General features: G+C 69.4%; 22 protein-coding genes. 17 read left to right on the top strand and 5 right to left on the bottom strand.

Features of this window, described 5'->3' with window-relative positions; translation table 11 throughout:
• Positions 1 to 127 precede the first annotated feature (127 nt).
• The 4 genes from ACGFH6_RS02735 to ACGFH6_RS02720 are packed head-to-tail and all read left to right on the top strand — an operon-like array spanning position 128 to position 3,969.
• Entirely contained in the window at positions 128 to 1,081 is a 954-nt protein-coding gene (locus ACGFH6_RS02735; RefSeq protein WP_393379903.1) for an ROK family protein, read from the top strand.
• Positions 1,078 to 2,208, top strand: coding sequence for an N-acetylglucosamine-6-phosphate deacetylase (gene nagA, locus ACGFH6_RS02730; RefSeq protein ID WP_393379901.1), 1,131 nt, complete (start codon positions 1,078 to 1,080; stop codon positions 2,206 to 2,208). Before ACGFH6_RS02735 ends, nagA begins: the two co-directional genes overlap by 4 nt.
• Complete coding sequence (locus tag ACGFH6_RS02725) at positions 2,196 to 3,110, top strand: 1-phosphofructokinase family hexose kinase (RefSeq protein ID WP_393379900.1); 915 nt, start codon at positions 2,196 to 2,198, stop codon at positions 3,108 to 3,110. Before nagA ends, ACGFH6_RS02725 begins: the two co-directional genes overlap by 13 nt.
• Before the next feature lie 13 nt (positions 3,111 to 3,123).
• Positions 3,124 to 3,969 carry a ketose-bisphosphate aldolase gene (locus ACGFH6_RS02720; RefSeq protein WP_393379899.1) on the top strand — a complete coding sequence of 282 codons (846 nt, stop codon included), beginning with the start codon at positions 3,124 to 3,126 and terminating at the stop codon, positions 3,967 to 3,969.
• Here the strand turns inward: ACGFH6_RS02720 and ACGFH6_RS02715 are convergent.
• Positions 3,961 to 4,215: a hypothetical protein gene (locus tag ACGFH6_RS02715; RefSeq protein WP_393379898.1), complete on the bottom strand. Its 255-nt coding sequence runs from the start codon at positions 4,213 to 4,215 to the stop codon at positions 3,961 to 3,963. The two genes, ACGFH6_RS02720 and ACGFH6_RS02715, sit on opposite strands and share 9 nt — an antisense overlap.
• An 84-nt stretch (positions 4,216 to 4,299) precedes the next feature.
• On the opposite strand from ACGFH6_RS02715, the gene ACGFH6_RS02710 reads away from it, so the two are divergent.
• The 3 genes from ACGFH6_RS02710 (at position 4,300) to ACGFH6_RS02700 (ending at position 6,710) form a co-directional block, all read left to right on the top strand.
• Positions 4,300 to 4,857 carry a TetR/AcrR family transcriptional regulator gene (locus ACGFH6_RS02710; RefSeq protein WP_393379896.1) on the top strand — a complete coding sequence of 186 codons (558 nt, stop codon included), beginning with the start codon at positions 4,300 to 4,302 and terminating at the stop codon, positions 4,855 to 4,857.
• A 70-nt stretch (positions 4,858 to 4,927) separates the two neighbouring features.
• Positions 4,928 to 5,452 carry a hypothetical protein gene (locus tag ACGFH6_RS02705; RefSeq protein ID WP_393379894.1) on the top strand — a complete coding sequence of 175 codons (525 nt, stop codon included), beginning with the start codon at positions 4,928 to 4,930 and terminating at the stop codon, positions 5,450 to 5,452.
• Position 5,453: 1 nt separating this feature from the next.
• Positions 5,454 to 6,710: an APC family permease gene (locus ACGFH6_RS02700; RefSeq protein WP_393379892.1), complete on the top strand. Its 1,257-nt coding sequence runs from the start codon at positions 5,454 to 5,456 to the stop codon at positions 6,708 to 6,710.
• Here ACGFH6_RS02700 and ACGFH6_RS02695 read toward each other — a convergent pair.
• From ACGFH6_RS02695 to ACGFH6_RS02680, 4 genes are read right to left on the bottom strand one after another with little or no spacing between them, the layout of a single operon-like run.
• Positions 6,676 to 7,722: an ABC transporter permease gene (locus tag ACGFH6_RS02695; RefSeq protein ID WP_393379891.1), complete on the bottom strand. Its 1,047-nt coding sequence runs from the start codon at positions 7,720 to 7,722 to the stop codon at positions 6,676 to 6,678. The two genes, ACGFH6_RS02700 and ACGFH6_RS02695, sit on opposite strands and share 35 nt — an antisense overlap.
• Positions 7,719 to 8,600, bottom strand: coding sequence for an ABC transporter ATP-binding protein (locus ACGFH6_RS02690; RefSeq protein WP_393379889.1), 882 nt, complete (start codon positions 8,598 to 8,600; stop codon positions 7,719 to 7,721). Before ACGFH6_RS02690 ends, ACGFH6_RS02695 begins: the two co-directional genes overlap by 4 nt.
• The gene (locus ACGFH6_RS02685) at positions 8,597 to 8,989 is read right to left on the bottom strand and encodes a GntR family transcriptional regulator (protein ID WP_131360545.1); all 393 of its coding nucleotides are present in this window, start codon (positions 8,987 to 8,989) and stop codon (positions 8,597 to 8,599) included. The genes ACGFH6_RS02690 and ACGFH6_RS02685 overlap by 4 nt, the downstream gene beginning before the upstream one ends.
• A 58-nt stretch (positions 8,990 to 9,047) precedes the next feature.
• The gene (locus tag ACGFH6_RS02680) at positions 9,048 to 10,364 is read right to left on the bottom strand and encodes a cryptochrome/photolyase family protein (protein WP_393379886.1); all 1,317 of its coding nucleotides are present in this window, start codon (positions 10,362 to 10,364) and stop codon (positions 9,048 to 9,050) included.
• 97 nt (positions 10,365 to 10,461) lie between these two features.
• On the opposite strand from ACGFH6_RS02680, the gene ACGFH6_RS02675 reads away from it, so the two are divergent.
• The 10 genes from ACGFH6_RS02675 (at position 10,462) to ACGFH6_RS02630 (ending at position 18,286) form a co-directional block, all read left to right on the top strand.
• Positions 10,462 to 11,166, top strand: coding sequence for a metal-dependent transcriptional regulator (locus ACGFH6_RS02675; protein ID WP_360445127.1), 705 nt, complete (start codon positions 10,462 to 10,464; stop codon positions 11,164 to 11,166).
• An 82-nt stretch (positions 11,167 to 11,248) separates the two neighbouring features.
• A complete protein-coding gene (locus tag ACGFH6_RS02670) occupies positions 11,249 to 12,025 on the top strand; it encodes a class I SAM-dependent methyltransferase (RefSeq protein ID WP_393379884.1) in 777 nt (258 codons plus the stop codon).
• A gap of 45 nt (positions 12,026 to 12,070) precedes the next feature.
• Positions 12,071 to 13,453 (top strand): aminodeoxychorismate synthase component I, encoded by a 1,383-nt coding sequence (pabB, locus tag ACGFH6_RS02665; protein ID WP_393379882.1) that lies wholly within the window; start codon positions 12,071 to 12,073, stop codon positions 13,451 to 13,453.
• Entirely contained in the window at positions 13,450 to 14,148 is a 699-nt protein-coding gene (locus ACGFH6_RS02660) for an aminotransferase class IV (RefSeq protein WP_393379881.1), read from the top strand. The genes pabB and ACGFH6_RS02660 overlap by 4 nt, the downstream gene beginning before the upstream one ends.
• Positions 14,149 to 14,280: 132 nt before the next feature.
• Positions 14,281 to 15,192, top strand: a complete 912-nt coding sequence (locus ACGFH6_RS02655) for an SPFH domain-containing protein (RefSeq protein ID WP_393379879.1) — start codon at positions 14,281 to 14,283, stop codon at positions 15,190 to 15,192.
• Between the two features lie 9 nt (positions 15,193 to 15,201).
• A complete protein-coding gene (locus ACGFH6_RS02650; RefSeq protein ID WP_131360533.1) occupies positions 15,202 to 15,411 on the top strand; it encodes a hypothetical protein in 210 nt (69 codons plus the stop codon).
• Positions 15,404 to 16,132: a GPP34 family phosphoprotein gene (locus ACGFH6_RS02645; RefSeq protein ID WP_393379877.1), complete on the top strand. Its 729-nt coding sequence runs from the start codon at positions 15,404 to 15,406 to the stop codon at positions 16,130 to 16,132. The genes ACGFH6_RS02650 and ACGFH6_RS02645 overlap by 8 nt, the downstream gene beginning before the upstream one ends.
• 74 nt (positions 16,133 to 16,206) lie before the next feature.
• Positions 16,207 to 16,566 carry a GntR family transcriptional regulator gene (locus ACGFH6_RS02640; RefSeq protein WP_131518773.1) on the top strand — a complete coding sequence of 120 codons (360 nt, stop codon included), beginning with the start codon at positions 16,207 to 16,209 and terminating at the stop codon, positions 16,564 to 16,566.
• Positions 16,566 to 17,492 (top strand): ATP-binding cassette domain-containing protein, encoded by a 927-nt coding sequence (locus tag ACGFH6_RS02635; RefSeq protein ID WP_393379875.1) that lies wholly within the window; start codon positions 16,566 to 16,568, stop codon positions 17,490 to 17,492. Before ACGFH6_RS02640 ends, ACGFH6_RS02635 begins: the two co-directional genes overlap by 1 nt.
• Positions 17,489 to 18,286, top strand: coding sequence for a hypothetical protein (locus ACGFH6_RS02630; RefSeq protein ID WP_393379874.1), 798 nt, complete (start codon positions 17,489 to 17,491; stop codon positions 18,284 to 18,286). The genes ACGFH6_RS02635 and ACGFH6_RS02630 overlap by 4 nt, the downstream gene beginning before the upstream one ends.
• Positions 18,287 to 18,495 lie beyond the last annotated feature (209 nt).

Below are 18,495 nucleotides of genomic sequence, written 5' to 3'. Positions count from 1 at the left end.
CCCGCGGCGCCCTGCCCGCGGATTTTCGGACGCAACTGAACCAGAGTCGTCAGTGGTCTGGTCGAGGTTGTCCAGAGATTGCTCACGGATGTTCGGACTGCCCGGTAACGCTGCATAATGGCGCTCCGTGGACCCCTGTGAAGTCGTGGTTGCCGTCGATCTCGGTGGAACCCGGATGAAGTGCGGCCTGGTCGCCGCGGACGGTGCCGTGCTGCACCGCGAGACCAGGCCGACTCCCCGGGAGGCCGGGGGCCGCGCCGTGCTCGATGCCCTGCTGGAAACCGTCGTCGAGCTGAGCCAGAAGGCGACTGCGGACGGTCACCGGGTGCGTGCGATCGGTGTCGTCGTGCCCGGGGTCATCGACGCCGAGACCGGCACGGTCGGCGCCGAGAACCTGGAGTGGGTCGGTACGCCGGTGCGCGCCGAGCTGGAGGCCGCGATCGGAGACGGCGTACCGATCGTGCTCGCCCACGACGTCCGCGCCGGCGGGTACGCCGAACTCCGCCAAGGCGCACTCACCGGCACCACGAACTCGATGTTCCTGCCGCTCGGCACCGGCATCGCCGCCGCGATGGTGATCGACGGCTCGCTGGTCAGCGGCGACGGCTGGGCCGGCGAACTGGGCCACACCCGGTTCGTCCACGGCGACGCGGCTGAGCAGTGCGCCTGCGGTCAGTGGGGCTGCCTCGAGACGGTCGCCTCCGCGGCTGCACTGGCTCGCAGGTACGGCGCCCGTACCGGCCGGACCGTGGACGGCGCACGTGAGGTCCTGGAGTTGCTGGCCGCCGGTGATCCGGACGCCGCGCACGTCTGGGACGACGCACTGAAGGCGCTGATCGATGCGCTCGTCCTCTACACGACCCTGGTCGCGCCGACCCGGATCGCGATCGGCGGTGGACTGGTGGGCGCGGGGGAGACACTGCTGCAGCCGCTGCGTGACGGCATCCACGCGCGGCTCACCTTCCAGCGCGAGCCCGAGATCGTGGCCGCCGTACTCGGTGAGGACGCGGGCTGCCTCGGCGCCGCGGTGATGGCCTGGGACCGCGTGACCGCCGACGAGAGTGGAGATCAGACGGTATGACGACCTATCGCGTGGGCCGGCTGGTCACGCCGGACGACGTGCTGGAGAACGCCTGGATCCAGGTGGTCGACGAGGACATCGTCGCGTTCGGCCGCAGGTCGGAGGGGATGCCGGCCGACGGCAAGCGGCCCGAGGACCTCGGCGACGGCACCGTCGTCCCGGGCTTCGTCGACATCCACACCCATGGCGGCGGCGGATCGTCGTACTCGACGACGGATCCGGAGGAGGCGCGCAAGGTCGCGGCCTTCCACGCCCGGCACGGTACGACGACGACGCTCGCCAGCCTGGTGACGGCGCCCCTCGATGACATCGTCTCGCAGACCGCCTGTCTCGCGGACCTGATCACCGACGGCGTGATCGCCGGTGTCCACCTGGAAGGCCCGTTCCTGTCCGCGGCGCGGTGTGGTGCGCACGAGCCGACGTTGTTGCGCGACCCGGTCGCCGACGACGTCACGAAGGTCCTGAGCGACGCGGTGAAGATGGTGACGATCGCGCCGGAGCTCGAGCACGGGCTGGACGCGATCCGCCAGGTCGTCGACGCGGGTGCCGTCGCCGCCCTCGGGCACACCGACGCGACGTACGAGCAGATGATCGCCGGCGCCGACGCCGGGGCGACCGTCGCCACGCACCTGTTCAACGGGATGCGGCCCTTCCACCACCGCGACCCGGGTCCGGTCGGTGCCGCCCTGAACGACGAACGGCTGCTGCTCGAGGTGATCAACGACGGCCTGCACCTGGATCCGCAGGTCGTCCGCGTCGCCCTCGCGGCGGCCGGGGTGAACCGGATCGCCCTGATCACCGACGCGATGGAGGCCACCGGGATGCCGGACGGCCGGTACAAGCTCGGCGGCCTCGAGGTGGACGTGAAGGAAGGCCTGGTGACGCTTGCCCACGGCAAGCATTCGATCGCCGGCAGCACCCTGACGATGGACGTGTCCTACGCCAACGCGGTGAAGGCCGGCGTGTCCCTGGTGGACGCGTCCCGGATGGCGTCGACAACGCCGGCACAGGCCTTCGGCTGGTACGACGTGGGCGCGATCGAGACCGGCAAGCGGGCGGACCTGGTGGTGCTGGACGACGCGTACGTCGTTCAGAAGGTGATGCGGGCAGGGTCGTGGCTGGACTGATCGGGACCGTCACCCTCAACCTCGCGCTGGACGTCACGTACGAGGTCGACGAGCTCGTCGTCGGTGGCAGTCATCGCGTCGGCACCGTTCGGCAGCGGGCCGGTGGCAAGGGCGTGAACGTCGCCCGGGTGGCGTCGACGTTGGGGCACCAGGTGCTGGTGCTCGGGTTGGTCGGCGGTGTGACCGGTGAGCTGGTTGCGGAGGAACTGTTCGATGCGGGCCTCACCGCACTGCTGACGCCGATCGCCGGGGAGACTCGGCGTACCGTAGCCATCGTCAACGGTGCCGACGGGGACGCGACGATCTTCAACGAGACCGGGCCTTCGGTGACCGCTGACGAGTGGCGTGCGTTCGGGGACCGGATGCCGTGGTCGCGACTGGGCGTGCTGGCCTGTTCGGGCAGCATCCCGCCGGGATTGCCCGCTGATGCGTACGCCGAGCTCGCGGTCCGCGCGCGGCATCACGACGTACTGACCGTGATCGACTCCGGCGGTGCCGCGCTGACCGCGGCTGCGAAGGCTGGTGCGGTGGTGCGGTCCAACGCGGCCGAGTTGCGTGACGCGTTGGGTGACACGACCGTCGAGGGCGGCGCTCGTCAGTTGGTCGGGCTGGGTGCGACCGCGGCCGTGATCACCGACGGATCGCGCGGGATGGTTGCTGCCAGCAACAAGGGTGTCTGGCGGGCGCTGCCGGTCGAGAAGGTGAGTGGCAACCCGACCGGTGCCGGCGACGCCTGCACGGCCGTGGTTGCGGCGGCTGTCGCGGAGTCGCCGGAGCCCGACTGGTCCGTCGTACTGAAGTCCGCTGTGGCCGCGTCGGCCGCCGCGGTGCTGACACCGGTTGCCGGGGACATCGATCTGGCCGCGTACCGGCGCTGGCAGCCCCAGGTCACCGTTAGCTAGAAGGAGAAAGCTCATGCCGTTGGTCTCCGGGGCCGAGGTCGTGCTGGCCGCCGCCAAGGCTGGTCGTGGGGTCGGTGCGTTCAACGTGATCCAGCTGGAGCACGCCACCGCGCTGATCGCCGGCGCCGAGCAGGTCGGTGCGCCGGTCATTCTGCAGATCAGCGAGAACGCGGTGAAGTACCACGGTGCCCTCAAGCCGATCGGTGTCGCCACCCTGGCCGCCGCGGCCGCCGCCACCGTCCCGGTCGTCGTCCACCTCGACCACGCGATGGACCGCGACCTGGTCACCGAAGCGGTCTCACTCGGCTTCACCTCCGTCATGTACGACGCGTCGAAGCTCGAGTACGCCGACAACGTCGCGTCGACCACCGAGGTCACGGCCTTCTGTCATGACCACGGTGTGTTCGTGGAGGCCGAGATCGGTGAGGTCGGCGGCAAGGACGGCGTGCACGCGCCCGGCGCCCGCACCCGCCCCGACGAGGCCCTCGCCTTCGCCGAAGCCACCGGCGTCGACGCCCTGGCAGTCGCCGTCGGCTCCTCCCATGCGATGACCGAACGTACGGCGTCCCTGGACTTCGACCTCATCGCCGACCTCCACGCCGCCGTCCCCGTCCCGCTCGTCCTGCACGGCTCCTCCGGCGTCGCCGACCCTGACCTCACCCGAGCCGTCGAGGCAGGCATGACCAAGGTCAACATCGCCACCCACCTGAACAACGTCTTCACCGCCAAGGTCCGCGAAGTCCTCGCCGGCAACCCGGCCCTGGTCGACACCCGCAAGTACCTCGGCCCGGCCCGCGACGAGGTAGCCGCCGAGGTGGCCCGTCTGCTGACCATCCTCAGAGCGACGCCCTCAGAGTGAAGCGCCGCCCCGGACCCAGTGCGCCCGCAGCTCGTCGCGTGCCTGCTGGACCCGCGCCCGAGCGCTCTCATCGGGTACTTCGAAGTCCTCGATCAGCCGGGTGAGCGCCAGCTCCAGCGCCGCGACCGCCGCATCCTCCTCGGTCAGCTCGGCTTCGGTCACCCCGCGCAGACCGACCGTGAGCGCGGCGAGGCCCGCCACCTCCTGTGGGGTCAGCCGCAGCCGGATCTCCGTCCTGGTGTCCACGGTTGCTCCTTCGCTTCTTGGTACAGTCATCGTGCAGTGCAACGACCGTGTTGCACAAGAGCCCTCGGTGAGGAGTGGCCGGAGATGACCATCGCGGTGGACGAGACGCTGCGCGAGGCGACCGTCGCCGTACTCGCCGAGCACGGCTGGTCCGGTGTCACGCTGGAGCGGGTCGCCGACAAGGTCGGCCGGTCCCGCGTCACGCTGTGGCGGCAGGGGCTGACCGTCGAACTGCTGCTGAACTCGCTGCTCGACGCGCTGGCCGAGGACTACCGGGACACGATGTGGCCGATCCTGGCCGGCTCCGGTACCGGTCGCGAAGGCCTGGTCAAGACGCTCGAGGCCTTGTTCGACGTGATCGACCGGCATCTGCCGCTGATCCTGTCCTCGGACCTGGTGTTCCACCAGGAGCAGGCCCGCAACGGCCCGGTCTCGTTCATCGATCCGTTCGAGCGGTTCCTGCGCGAGGGCGAGCAGGACGGTTCGCTGCATCCGCACGGCCGGATCAGCGACGTGGCCGAGGTGCTGATGGTGTCGGCGACCTTCACCTACGTGCACATGCGCGGCCGGCACCACTGGTCCAAGGCCCGGGTCCGCCGGCTCACCCTCGACCTGACCCTCCGCGGAGTCCTGAACTTCTGAAACATGGTCGTTGCATTTTCCGCAACAGTCGTGTTTCACTGGCGGGACCGACAGCTTTGGAGGGACCGCCATGACACTTCCCTACGCCGAACCCTTGATCCGCCGCGAGCCGCCGCCGCGCGTGATCCCCGAACCACCCCGCGTCGGCGAGCCCGGCGGGGATCCGTGCGGACTCTGCGACTGGCTGGCCTCGTTCGAGAAGTCCGAACACCGGCCGCCGCTCTGGACGGACGACAACTGGGCGTTGTGCCCGGCCAAGGACGTCACGATCCCGGGAGTGGTCTGGCTGGCCAGTCGAGGTCACCACGACAGCTTCGCCGACCTGCCCGCGGCCCACGCGACCAGTTACGGTCCGGTGGTCGCCCGGATCGAGCGAGCCATCCTCGGACTCGGTGGCATCGCCCGGGTCCACGTCTATCGTTGGGGCGACGGCTCGGCCCATTTCCACGTGTGGTTCTACCCGCGACCGCTGGGCATGCTGGAGGCGCGCCGGGAGATGCTGCCGCTGTGGGCCGACCTGCTGCCCCCGGCGCCCGAGGAGGACGTTGCCGATGCCGACCGGAAGATCGCCGCGGCGATGGCGGCGGGCGACTGACATGAGTGCCGCCCAGCCGCATCCCACCCTGGCCCGGCGGCTGGGCGTCGGCGACGCCGTGGTGGTCGGCCTCGGGTCGATGGTCGGGGCCGGGGTCTTCGCGGTGTGGGGGCCGGCTGGGCGCGCCGCCGGATCGGGTCTGCTGATCGGGTTGGCGATCGCCGCGGTTGTTGCCTACTGCAACGCGGTGTCCTCGGCTCAGTTGGCGGCCGTCTATCCGGTCTCGGGTGGGACGTACGTGTACGGGCGGGAGCGGCTGGGGGAGTGGTGGGGCTTCGCCGCCGGGTGGTGTTTCGTGGTGGGGAAGACGGCATCGTGTGCCGCGATGGCGTTGACGTTCGCGACGTACGCCGTACCTGGTGGTGGATGGTTGCGCAGGCTGGTCGCGTTGGCCGCCGTGGCCGGGTTGGCGGCGGTCAACTACCGCGGTGTCACCAAGACCGCACGACTGACCAGGATCCTGGTCGCCTGCACACTCGCCGTCCTCGCGCTCGTCTTGATCGTGCTGTTCACCGGTGAGCCGCATCGCGACCTCGAGTTCACCGGCACCTCGCCGTACGGCGTGCTGCAGGCGGCGGGACTGTTGTTCTTCGCGTTCGCCGGATACGCGCGGATCGCGACCATGGGTGAGGAGGTCCGCGAGCCGGCGAAGACCATCCCGCGCGCGATCAGCACCGCCGTCATCGTTGCTATCGGCATCTACCTTGCCGTCGGTGTGGCGCTGCTGCTCGTGCTCGATCCGGCGACGACCATCGCCCCGCTCGCGACCGCGGTCGACACCGTCGGCGCGGCCTGGGCCAGTCCCGTCGTCCGGGTCGGCGCCGCCCTCGCGAGCCTCGGCGCACTCCTCGCCCTGATCGCCGGCATCGGCCGTACGTCGCTCGCGATGGCCCGCAACCGTGACCTGCCCGGCTGGCTGGCCGCCGTCCATCCGCGCTTCCAGGTCCCGCACCACGCCGAGATCGCGCTCGCCGTCGTCGTCGGAATCCTCGTCCTGACCACCGACCTGCGCGGAGTCATCGGCTTCTCGTCGTTCGGCGTCCTGCTGTACTACGCGATCGCCAACGCCTCGGCCTTCACCCAGCCGGCCGACCAGCGTCGATGGCCCCGTGCCCTCAACGTGATCGGCCTCATCGGCTGCGTCGTTCTCGCCGTCACCCTCCCGTGGACTTCAGCGGTGGTGGGAGCCGGACTCCTCGCGATCGCCCTGATCGTCAGGAAACTCAGGACAGGTCGCGGCGGATCCGCCAGAAACTGAAACCGGTCAACCCGAGCGCCAGTAGCAGGAAGAACCCGAACTCACGCCACTGCAGAGCCCAGAAGGTGTTGGCCTCGAAGTACTTGATGTGCTGCCGGTACCCCTCGTCCGCCAGCCGTTGGAAGCAGGCGGCCGCCTTCGCCGGCGGGACGCGCGGTTCCAGACCGGGAGGAGGTCCGGGCTCGCAGTCGATCATCCAGCTCGGCAACGTGCTCACCGTCTTGCCGGACTTGTCCACGGTCTCGTCGGACAGTTTCCAGGCGCCGACGGACCCGCTGGCCACCTCGATCTGCTTCACCTGTGGAGGAGTGCTGTCCCCGGTCAGCATGAAGCCGCGGAGGTTGTCCAGGCTGACGGTCAGGTAGGACTCCGTCGGCGCGAGCAGGTGCGGCCGGATCAGCGTCGGGGTGACGATCTGCACCAGGATCACCGCGGCCAGCGTGATCGCGAGCGCGACGAGAGTACGCCGGACGACGAGCCCGATCGCGACCCCGAGCGCGAAGGCGAACGCGGCGTACCCGATCGGGACCAGGCCGCGGGCGCTGAAGACCGGCGGGAACATCCGCGGCAGGTAGGTGTTCGAATCCTGGCCGGCGTTGATCGCGTCGTCGATCGGGTCGACCCACCAGGTCACCGCAAGGCTCAGTACGGCCGTGATCGCAATCGCGGTCAGCCCGGTGACTCCGACCTTGGTGGCCAGCCAGCGCCACCGCGAGACGCTCTGGCTCCACGCCAGCCGGTGGGTGCCGGTCTCCAGTTCGCGGGCGATCAGCGGCGCGCCCCAGAACGCCCCGATCACCGGCGGAACGGCGTACAGCAGGACCTGACCGGCGATGTAGAGGAACGGATTGAGGTTCTCGAAGCCGAGGTTCTTGATGAAGTCGTCGGTGAGGCGGCGGTAGTCGTCGAGCAGGCCCGGGCCGGTCACCGCCAGGACGACCGCGGCCGCGGCGATCACGGACGCGACCACGAGGAACTGGACGCGGAACTGCCGCCAGGTCAGCCAGATCATCGCTGCACCTCCAGGACCGGACGCTCGGGTTGGGCGGGGACGCTGCTGGCCATGTAGGCCAGGACCAGGTCCTCGAGGGTGAGTTGGGTGACGGTCCAGGCCGGGTCGAGGATCGGCTTGTCGGTGCGGATCAGGAACGTCGACTGCACGTCGGTGTGGCTCTCGGTCACCACGTGCTGATCGCCGGGCAGATCCTTGGCGGCGCGTCGTGGACCGGTCAGCCGGAGGTGTGTCGCCAGCAGGGTGTCGATCTCGCCGCTGACCTGGACCCGCGAATCGACCAGCACGATCAGGAAGTCGCAGGACCGCTCCACATCGGAGACGAGGTGGGAGGACAGTACGACGCTGAGCTCCTGCTCCGCGACCGCCCCCATCAGGTCCTGCAGGAACTCGCGCCGGGCCAGTGGGTCGAGCGCGGCGACCGGTTCGTCGAGGATCAGCAGGTCAGGCCGCTTGGCCAGACCGAGCGTGAGTGCGAGCTGGGCTCGCTGGCCGCCGGACAGCTTGCCGGCCTTCTGCTTCGGGTCGAGTCCGAGGCGCTCGATCCGCTGGGCCACGGTGGGGTCCCAGCCGGGGTTGAGTTTCGCGCCGAGCTTCAGGTGGTCGGCGACGCTCAACCGGGCGTACGTCGGCGTGTCCTGAGCGACGTACCCGACCTTGGCCTGCTGCGCGCCGGCCGGGCCGCCCAGCACCTCGACGGATCCGGCGGTCGGTGTGAGCATCCCGACGGACAGGTTGAGCAGTGTGCTCTTGCCGGCACCGTTCGGGCCGACGAGCCCGACGACATGTCCGGCCGGCACTTCCAGATCGCAGTCGGTCAGCGCCCAGCGCCGGCCGTATCTCTTGCCCAGGCCGCGGGCCTGCAGGACGGCGGTCATGCTAAGTCCTCCAGAGCGGCGGACCGAAACGTGGTCAGGAACAACGCCTCGATGCTCTCGTCGTCGAGGCCGGCCTTGCGCGCCTTCGCCAACCAGCGGCGCAGGTCCTGCCGGAGCGGGCCGTGCGCGGCCAGCGTGTTGTCGGTCAGCGTCCGGGTCACGAACGTGCCGCGCCCCGGCCGGGCCTGCACCAGGCCTTCGTGCTCGAGCTCGCGATACGCCTTGAGCACCGTATTCGGGTTGATCGCCAGCGCCGCGACGACGTCCTTCACAGTCGGCAGCTGGTCGCCCTTGCGCAGCAGTCCGAGGCGCAGCGCGTTGCGGACCTGCTGGACGATCTGCTGGTACGGCGACACCCCCGACCGTCCGTCCAGATGGAACTCGATCATCAACCAAACCCCATTCATCTAGTTACCTAGCACTATAGGGGTATGACTCAAGTGGGCGTCAAGACGTACGGATCGCGTCGTAGCGGCGCAGCGCCTCGCGGCGGGCTTCGGCGTGGTCGACGACCGGCTCGGGGTAGCCGTGGGCGCCGCCGTACTTCCAAGGTTCCTGGACCGCGCTGCCGCCGAGATCGCGCAGCTCGGGCACCCAGCGGCGGACGTACTCACCGTCGGGATCGAACTTCTTGCCCTGGCCGACCGGGTTGAAGATCCGGAAGTACGGCGCCGCATCAGCGCCGCAGCCGGCCACCCACTGCCAGTTCAGCGAGTTCGACGCGAGGTCGCCGTCGCGCAGCGTACGCATGAACCAGCGGGCGCCGAACTTCCAGTGCACGTGCAGGTCCTTGACCAGGAAGGACGCGACCACCATCCGCACGCGGTTGTGCAGAAAGCCGGTCCCGGCGAGCTGTCGCATCCCCGCATCGACGAACGGATACCCGGTCCGGCCCTCGCACCACGCGTCGAACAGCGCGCCGGGGTCGTCGTACTCCATCCGCTCGAACTCGGGCCGCAGCGGTTTCCACGCGGCGTCGGGATGCCGCGCGAGCAGGTCCGCGCAGAACTCGCGCCAGGCGAGCTGGCGACGGTAGGCGTCGGCCCCCTGACTGCGCTGACGGGCGAGGTCGGCGAGCATGGTGCGCGGGTGGATCTCGCCGTACTTCAAGGGGATCGACATCCGCGAGGTGCTGTCGAGATCCGGCCGGTCACGCTCGTCGTCGTACCGCGCGACGTCGTCCAGGTACGCATGCCAGTGCTCGTGCGCTGCCTGCTCGCCGGCGCCTTCGATTGCACCCTCCGGAAGCTCCTCGCCGTCGGCCTCGAGCCACCCGACGTTCGCCGGCGCATCGACCGGGCGACGCCAGCCGTGCTCGAGCCAGGCCCGGAAGTACGGCGTGAACACCTGGTACGGGCGATGCTGCTGGTTCAGGATGCGTCCGGGAGCGATCGCGTACGGCGATCCGGTCGCCACCAGCGGACAGTTCAATGAGGCTTCAACTTCTTTGTCCCGGCGCTGTCCGTACGGGGCGTAGTCCGCGCTGATGTGCACACTGGCCGCGCCGATCTCCTCGGCCAGTTCCGGTACGACGGTTTCCGGATCACCCCGTCGTACGACGAGCCGGCCGCCGATGGAATCGGACAGCCGCCGCAACGACGCCGCCAGCTGTTCACGGCGTGGATCGCCCGCGCGGTCCCACAGTTGCGGGTCGAGCACGAACAGGCCGAGGACTCGGCCGTCACCCGCGGCGACCGCATCGAGCAGCGCAGGATTGTCCGTCAGCCGGAGGTCCCGCCGGAACCACATCACCGCAGGCGCCATCGGTCCATCCTGCGTGCTTGTGCGGTGATGACCTACTCGGTCCGCGTGTTCACCGGGAATTCGGTCAGGCTTGCCTACATAGGTGAGAATGGTTGTCGTGAGCGAGCTGATCGATACCACCGAGATGTACTTGCGGACCGTCTACGAGCTGGAGGAAGAGGGGATCCTGCCGCTGCGCGCGCGGATCGCCGAACGCCTGCACCAGTCCGGTCCGACGGTCAGCCAGACGGTCGCCCGGATGGAGCGCGACGGGCTGATCAAGGTGGAGGGCGACCGCCACCTGGAGCTCACCGACGTCGGCCGGAAGCAGGCGGTCCGGGTGATGCGCAAGCACCGGCTGGCCGAGCGGCTGCTGGTCGATGTGATCGGGCTCGAGTGGGAGGACGTGCACACCGAGGCCTGCCGCTGGGAGCACGTGATGAGCGACGCGGTGGAGCTGCGGTTGCTCAAGATCCTGAACAACCCGACCGAGTCGCCGTACGGCAACCCGATCCCGGGCCTGGAGGAGCTGCAGACCAGCGGCCAGGCGAGCGGGATCGAGGACTTCCGGATCGGTGTCGAGCCGCTGGACAAGGTGCTCGACGCGTCCACCGGCGAGAGCGTCCGGGTGCTGGTCCGCCGGATCGCCGAGCCGGTCCAGACCGATGACGGCGCGATGGCCGTACTGCGCCGGGCCGGCGCGCTGCCGGGTCGCGAGGTCGACTCGACGATGGACGCCGAGGGTGTCCTGGTCGGCAGCCGCGAGGCGGGTGGCGTGATCAGCGACGAGACCGCCGGCCACATCTTCGTCAGCCGGGTCTGAGTTCAAAGCTGTATTAAGAGACTGTCCACGCTGTGCGCTCGATGGTGTACGGCGGGTGGTCACGAGGTAGCCTCACTGCGCGATGTCCGAGAATCTGATCGACTGGCCCGAGTACCTGCGGGAGTTCCACACCGCGACTCCGGGTAGCACCGAAGCCCTGCTCTCCCGCGCGGTGGCCGGCGACCACACGCCGTACCGCTGGCTGGTTCGTGCCGTCTCCGGCGAGGCCCGGCGCGTCCTCGACCTGGCCTGCGGCAACGGCCCGGTCTCCCGCGAGCTGCACGGCCACTGGGTCGTCGGCGTCGACAACAACCCGGCCCAGCTCGCCGGTGCGCCAGGTCCGAGGGTGCAGTCGGACGCCGTGCATCTGCCGTTCGCGAACGAGGTGTTCGACGTCGTCACCTGTTCGATGGGCCTGATGGTGCTCCAGCCGCTGCCGGCGGTCCTGGCCGAGGCGGCCCGGGTACTGCGTCGCGGCGGCGTGCTGGCCGCGATCGTGCCCGCCGTACGACCGCTCCGCCGCGGTGACATCCGCACGCTGAGCGGCCTCACCACGCGGCTGCGATCGACCCCGCAGTTCCCGGCCGGCGGCGAGATCACCGAGCTCAAGGACCAGCTCCACCACGCCGGTTTCGACGTGATGGAGAGCCAGCGGGAGCGGTACGTCTACATGATCCGCAGCCGCGACGACGCCCACCGTTTGGTGAACGCGCTCTACCTTCCCGGTACTCCGGATGCCCGCCGGGACACCGCCGCCGGCTGGCTGGCCGATCGCGCGGAGTCGAAGGACGGCCTCGAGGTCGCGATCCCGATCCGCCGGATCACGGCCATGCGCACCAAGCTCGCTCTGACCGCCTGACGAGTCAGGGGCGTGGATCCGCCCGCAGGTAGGTAGCGTGTGCCTGTGGGTGCGCTGAGCTGGTCCGTCCGGACGGTCGACCGGGCGCTCGACGGAGAGACTGTCTACCGCGAGCTGCTGGCCGAAGAACCTGTCGCGTTCTGGCTCGACGGCAGTCTGACGGATCGGGCGGCACGACGTGTCTCCGTCCTCGGTACGACGGGCGGTCCCGACGCGGAGGTCGTCGTCCGGGATGTCGCCGATGGTGACGTGTTCGTGGAGCTGGGCGAGCGGCTGGCGGAGAAGGCCGGCCGGCTGAACGCCGTACCGGACGAGCTGACCGGGCTCTTCAACGGTGGGTACGTCGGGTACTTCGGCTACGAGCTCAAGGCGCTGACCGGGGGAGTCGCGGCGCACGAGGCGCCGACGCCGGACGCACTGTGGATCTGGGCGAACCGGTTCGTCGTAATCGACCACGACCACGACCTCACCTACCTCGTCGCCGTCGACGAACAGGACGCGGGCGCCGGCTGGCTGGATCGGGCGGTGCGGAGTGCGTCGGACTGGTGGATGTCCGGCGACGGCGTACCGGCGATCGCGCGGCTCGACCTCGAGGCGCATCTCGAGCAGGACCGGCCGACGTACCTGGCCGGGATCGCCGCGTGCATGGCCGCACTGGAGGCGGGGGAGACGTACGAGGTCTGCCTGACCAACCGGGTCCGCCTGCCATCCGTGCCCGATCCGTTCGAGTTCTTCCGCTGGCAGCGGGCGGCGAACCCGGCGCCGTACGCCGCCTTCCTCCGGTATGGCGATCTCGCGGTGGCCAGCTCGTCGCCGGAACGGTTCCTGACCGTGGATGCGGACGGGTGGGCCGAGTGCCGACCGATCAAGGGGACCGCGCCGCGGGAGGCGGACCCGGCGCAGGACCAGTTGGCGGCGAAGGCACTGGCCGAGGACGAGAAGACCCGGGCCGAGAACCTGATGATCGTCGACCTGATCCGCAACGACCTCGGCCGGGTCAGTCAGCCGGGCACGGTGCACGTGCCGCAGCTGATGCAGGTCGAGAGCTACCGGACCGTTCATCAGCTCGTCACCACGGTCCGCGGCCGGCTGTGCTCCGGGGTGAGTGCGATCGACGCGGTCCGGGCGTGCTTCCCGCCGGGGTCGATGACGGGCGCACCGAAGATCCGCACGATGGAGATTCTCGACTCGTTGGAGTCGAGTGCCCGTGGGGTGTATTCAGGTGCGCTCGGCTATCTGACCGTGGACGGGCGGGCGGATCTGAGTGTGGTGATCCGTACGGCGGTACTGACGCCGGACGGAACAGTGGTTGGCGCGGGGGGTGCGATCGTGCTCGACTCCGACCCGGTCGCGGAGTACGACGAAATGGTGCTGAAGGCAATGGCAGCCGTGGGCGGGAACGCCGCGGCCGAAGGGTGGGGGACATGAGTGGTGGTCTGCGGGTGGCGGATTCGTTCTTGGTTGCCGATGGCAAGGTTCGGGGGATCGAGCTGCACCGGGAACGGTTCGTCGGGTCGTGTCTGGCGGCGGGGGTGGACGCGTCGGCGTACTGGGACAAGCAAATCGGCCGGTTGCCAGGGTTCGGTCGCTGGTTTCCCAGGTTCGAGCTGCATGAGTCGGGTGAGCTGGCGGTCCAGCGCCGGCCCGCTCCGCCGACCGGCGGCCGCGTCCGGGTCGCCGTCCACGAGGGTCCCGATCCACGCACCGAGCCGCGGATCAAGGGTCCTGACCTGGAGTTGCTGGGCAAGCTGAAGGAGTCCGCCGCGCATCGCGCCGACGAGATCCTCCTCCTCGACCAGGACGGCACCGTGCTGGAGGCCGCCTACTCGGCCCTCGCCTGGTGGGAGGACGACACCCTCTGCTTCCCGCCGTCCGACCGCCCGCTGCTCCCGTCCGTCACCGCCAAACTCCTCCGCCGCGTCGCCACCGCCCAAGGCACGCCCGTCTCCGAACACCCCATCACTCCGAAGGAACTCCAGGACACGACCGAGGCTTGGCTCGTCAACGCCCTGCACGGCATCCGCCCCATCCACGCCTGGTCCGACTCCGCCATAGACCCCCTCCCCAACTCCCACGCCCCCCTCTGGCAATCCCACCTCGAGGCCCTCTCCCAACCCCTCTAGCCCCCGGGTGGGTGGCGGGTTATTTGCCCGGTGACCGTTGACAACCCGCCATCGGCAGGACAAGCCGCCGGCGACCGTCTTGTAAATGTGATATCACTTTGCTACCTTCGAGCTATTCGAGAGGAGCCGGTGATGGCGGAGTTGGACGTTGCGGTGGAGATGCCGAAGCCGAAGGTGACCGAGCGGGTGGCGCGGGCGGTCAACGGGTGGCCGATGGCCGGGCTGGCGTTCGTGCTGGTGGTGGGTGCCGTGGTGTTGTTCGTGATCGGCCTGAGCCAGGACCAGGGTGTGCTGACCGCGCTCTCCGTGCTGATCTTCCTGGCCGGGCTGATCGTGGCCGCCGGGCTGACGCCGGTGTCGCCGGGCCGCGCCCGGGTGCTGCAGATCCTCGGCCGGTACGCCGGAACGCTGCGCACCGACGGCCTGCGCTGGGTGAACCCGATCTCCCAGCGGCGTGAGATCTCCACCCGGATCCGCAACCACGAGACGGCCGTTGCCAAGGTCAACGATGCCGACGGCAACCCGATCGAGATCGCCGCGGTCGTGGTCTGGCAGGTCGAGGACACCGCGCAGGCGATGTTCGAGGTGGACGACTTCGTCGAGTTCGTCGCGATCCAGACCGAGACCGCGGTCCGGCACATCGCCAACAGCTACCCGTACGACGTACATCCCGACGAAGGTGGTCTGTCGTTGCGCGACAGCACCGACGAGATCACCGAGACGCTGTCGGTGGAGATCGGCGCCAGGGTGCAGGCGGCCGGGGTGCATGTGATCGAGTCGCGCATCACCCACCTCGCGTACGCGCCGGAGATCGCCCAGGCGATGCTGCGCCGCCAGCAGGCTGGCGCGGTCGTGGCGGCCCGGCAGCGGATCGTCGAGGGTGCGGTCGGCATGGTCGAGCTCGCCCTGGCCCGGCTGTCCGAGCACGAGGTTGTCGACCTGGACGAGGAGCGCAAGGCGACCATGGTCAGCAATCTGCTGGTGGTGCTGTGCGGCGACCGGGATGCCCAACCGGTGGTCAACGCCGGCTCGCTGTACCAGTGAGCGGGCACTGTGGCCGTCGAACGCAAGAAGATCCTGCTCCGGCTGGATCCCGTGGTGCATGACGCGCTGGCCCGGTGGGCGGCCGACGACCTGCGCAGCACCAACGCTCAGATCGAGTACCTGCTCCGGCGGGCGCTGGCCGATGCCGGCCGGCTGCCGTCAGGGGTCGGCAAGATCCGCCGCCCGGGCCGTCCGGCCAAGGAGGAAGACCATGAGTAGAGCTGTGGTGACGCCGCTGCGGCGGCCCGCCCGGAGCGTCCCGACCCGACGCCCGGCACGTGCTCGGAAGACCGTTGCCCTCGGCAAGGCCAAAGCCCCGGATGCCTTGGCTGCAAGGCTCTTCCTGCTCGCCTACGACCCGATGAAGGGCCGCCTGACGAACACCTCGAAGCTCGGCAGGCTGCTCCGTGCGGCCGCGCTGGTCGACCTCCAGCTCGCCGGGAACCTTGCCGACGACAACGGTCGAGCCCGGCTGACGAAGGCGGCCGCACCGCAGGATCAGGTCCTTGCCGGTGTCCTTGCCGACATCGGCAGCCGCGGTCCCCGCAAGTGGAAGACCTGGGTCGACCGGCGGCCGCGCGCGATCGTCCGCGAAGTTCGCGGCGACCTGGAGCGTGCCTACCTGATCAGGGTCGAGCCGTACCGCGTCCTCGGCCTGTTCCCGGCCCATCGCATCACGCTGCGGCACCCGCTGATTCGGCGCCAGGTGCTGCAGAGTGCGACGGACACCCTCCGCCCGTCCCGGCTGGTGACACGCGTCGACCTCCGTGACGCGGCGGTCGTCGTACTGGCCGCGACCGCGGACCTGCGCACGGTCGTCACCAAGGACCAGCGCAACCGCCACAAGGATCGGCTGGCGCAGCTCGGTGTCCGGGTCGGGCCCGTCGTACCGGCGCTGAAGAAGTCTCTGCAGCAGTCGTCGTACGCCGCAGGAGGCTGACCCTGACGAGGTGCTATGGTTCGTTACTCAAGTAACGAACCGGTGGACCGAGCGAGGGTAGAGAGGGGGCTGTGGTGTTCGACGATCGGAGTCCGATCTATCTGCAGATCGCGGAGCAGATCAAGAACGACATCGTGACCGGTGCCCTCGCCGAGGACGAACAGGTCATGTCGACCAACCAGTACGCCGCGTTCTACCGGATCAACCCGGCGACCGCCGCCAAGGGCTTCGCCCAACTCGTCGACGAGGGCGTGCTCTACAAGAAGCGCGGGATCGGGATGTTCGTCAGCCCGAACGCCCGCCTGCTGCTGCGCACCGGCCGGCAGGACTCGTTCTTCGCCGACGTGGTCGACCCGATGATCCGCGAGGCCAAAGCCATCGGCGTTCCGCTCAAGGACGTCGTCCAGCACATCCGCACCTACGGGGAAGCCTGATGACCACCAGCACTCTCGAAGACACCGCTCTGGCTGTGCGGACCGAGAACCTGTCGGTCCGGTTCGGCGGCGTGCCCGCGCTCGATCGGCTCGACCTGCGCCTCGCGCCCGGGAAGATCCACGGTCTGCTCGGCCGCAACGGTTCCGGGAAGAGCACGCTCGCCGCGACCCTGGCCGGCTTCCGGTGCCCGGACGAGGGCCGGGTGCTGGTCGAGTCCGCCGACCTCGGTACGGCGCAGGAGCCGTACGAGAACGCGGTCGTCACCAGCCGGGTCTGCCTGATCCGCGAGTCCGGCGACCTGGTCGACGCGGCGCCAGTGAAGCACGTGCTCGGGCTCGCCTCGAGCCTGCGCCCGTACTGGGACGACGACCTGGCCGGCGAGCTGCTGGATCGGTTCGAGGTGCCGACCGGCAAGAAGGTGAACAAGCTCTCCCGCGGCAAGAAGTCCGCCCTCGGGGTCGTGCTCGGGCTGGCCAGCCGGGCACCGCTGACGATCTTCGACGAGACCTACCTCGGCATGGACGTCCCGTCCCGCAACCTGTTCTACGACGCCCTGCTCGCCGACTACGCCGAGGTGCCGCGGACGATCGTGCTGTCGACGCATCTGGTCGCCGAGGTCAGCCCGATGCTCGAGGAGGTCGTGATCCTCGACAACGGCCGCCTCGTCACCCAGTCGCCGGTGGACGCGCTCCGCGGCCGCGGCGCCTCGATCGTCGGACCGGCGGCCGCGGTGGACGACTTCACCGCCGGGTTCACCGTGCTCGCGGAGGAGAAGCTCGGCGGCACCAAGTCCACCACCGTGCTCGGCGATCTCGATCCCGCGCTGCTCGCCGAGGCGACGCAGGCCGGACTCGAGGTCGGCCCGGTCGGCCTGCAGGACCTCTTCGTGCACCTCACCGCCCCGACCCCAGGAGCTCGCTCATGAGTGCGGCAGTCGACAACCGGACCGAGGCCGCGCAGCGGGTTGCCGTTGCCGCGTCGATGCCGCGCGGTGTCACGTCGTGGCACCGGCTGCGGCAGGTCCTGCACGCGATGATGATCGGCTCCTGGCCGATGATCGGCGGGTACTGGGCCATCATGCTGGTCGTCTTCGCGGTGGGCGGTTTCATCGTCCAGACCGGCTCCGGCGGGACCGGCTACAGCATGTGGGACTACGGCACCCAGTCGCCCAAGTACTTCTCGATGGCGGTCGGCATCAGCGTCGCGCCGGCGTACCTGAAACTGCTGGTCGCGCAAGGCGTCACCCGGCGGATGTTTTCCGTTGCCGGGAGCATCTTTCTGGTCGGGGCCGCGGTGGCGACCGCGTTGTTGTGGGTGCTGGTCTACCAGGTGGAACGCGTCGTCTACGACTGGCAGGGCTGGGCCCAGGCGATGGAGAACCGGCATCTTTTCACCAGTACCTCGCAGGTCGGGATGATCTTCACCGAGTTCTTCCTGCTGATCGTGGCGCATGAGGCAGCCGGCTGGTTGCTCGGCATCACGTTCTACCGTTTCGGCTTCTGGCGCGGAGTACTGCTGCTGCCGCTGTCCGTGCTGCCGGCCGCGGCGACCGAGTTCCTCCTGGTCGCCCAGTGGCTGGCCGAGCCGCTGTCACGTCTCGGCTACGATCGTCCACCACTGGCAGTCGCCGTACCGGCCGTTGCCGTGGTCACCGCGCTCGGGTTGTACGCCGGTTATCTGCTGCTGCGACCGATGGCGCTGAAGCCGGCCAAAGGTTGAACGAACGACCGATGTTATGCACAGGGGGTGTGCATAAGTCGGACGATATCTGTGGACGGTTGCCGGGTCGCTGTGGAGAACAGGCGATAGGTGGCGAAGTGGCGCAATCTGTTGGCAGGAAAGGGTTGTGCGACCCTGGCAACGGCGGTAGAAATGTCGACACGCTGTTTCTGCGAAGGAGCGGCGGGTCGAGCGAAAACCGGGGCCCC

Source organism: Kribbella sp. NPDC049227 (genome assembly GCF_043197265.1).
In the GTDB taxonomy this organism is placed as follows: Bacteria; Actinomycetota; Actinomycetes; order Propionibacteriales; family Kribbellaceae; genus Kribbella.
This window is presented reverse-complemented; position numbering and strand designations above follow the sequence as displayed.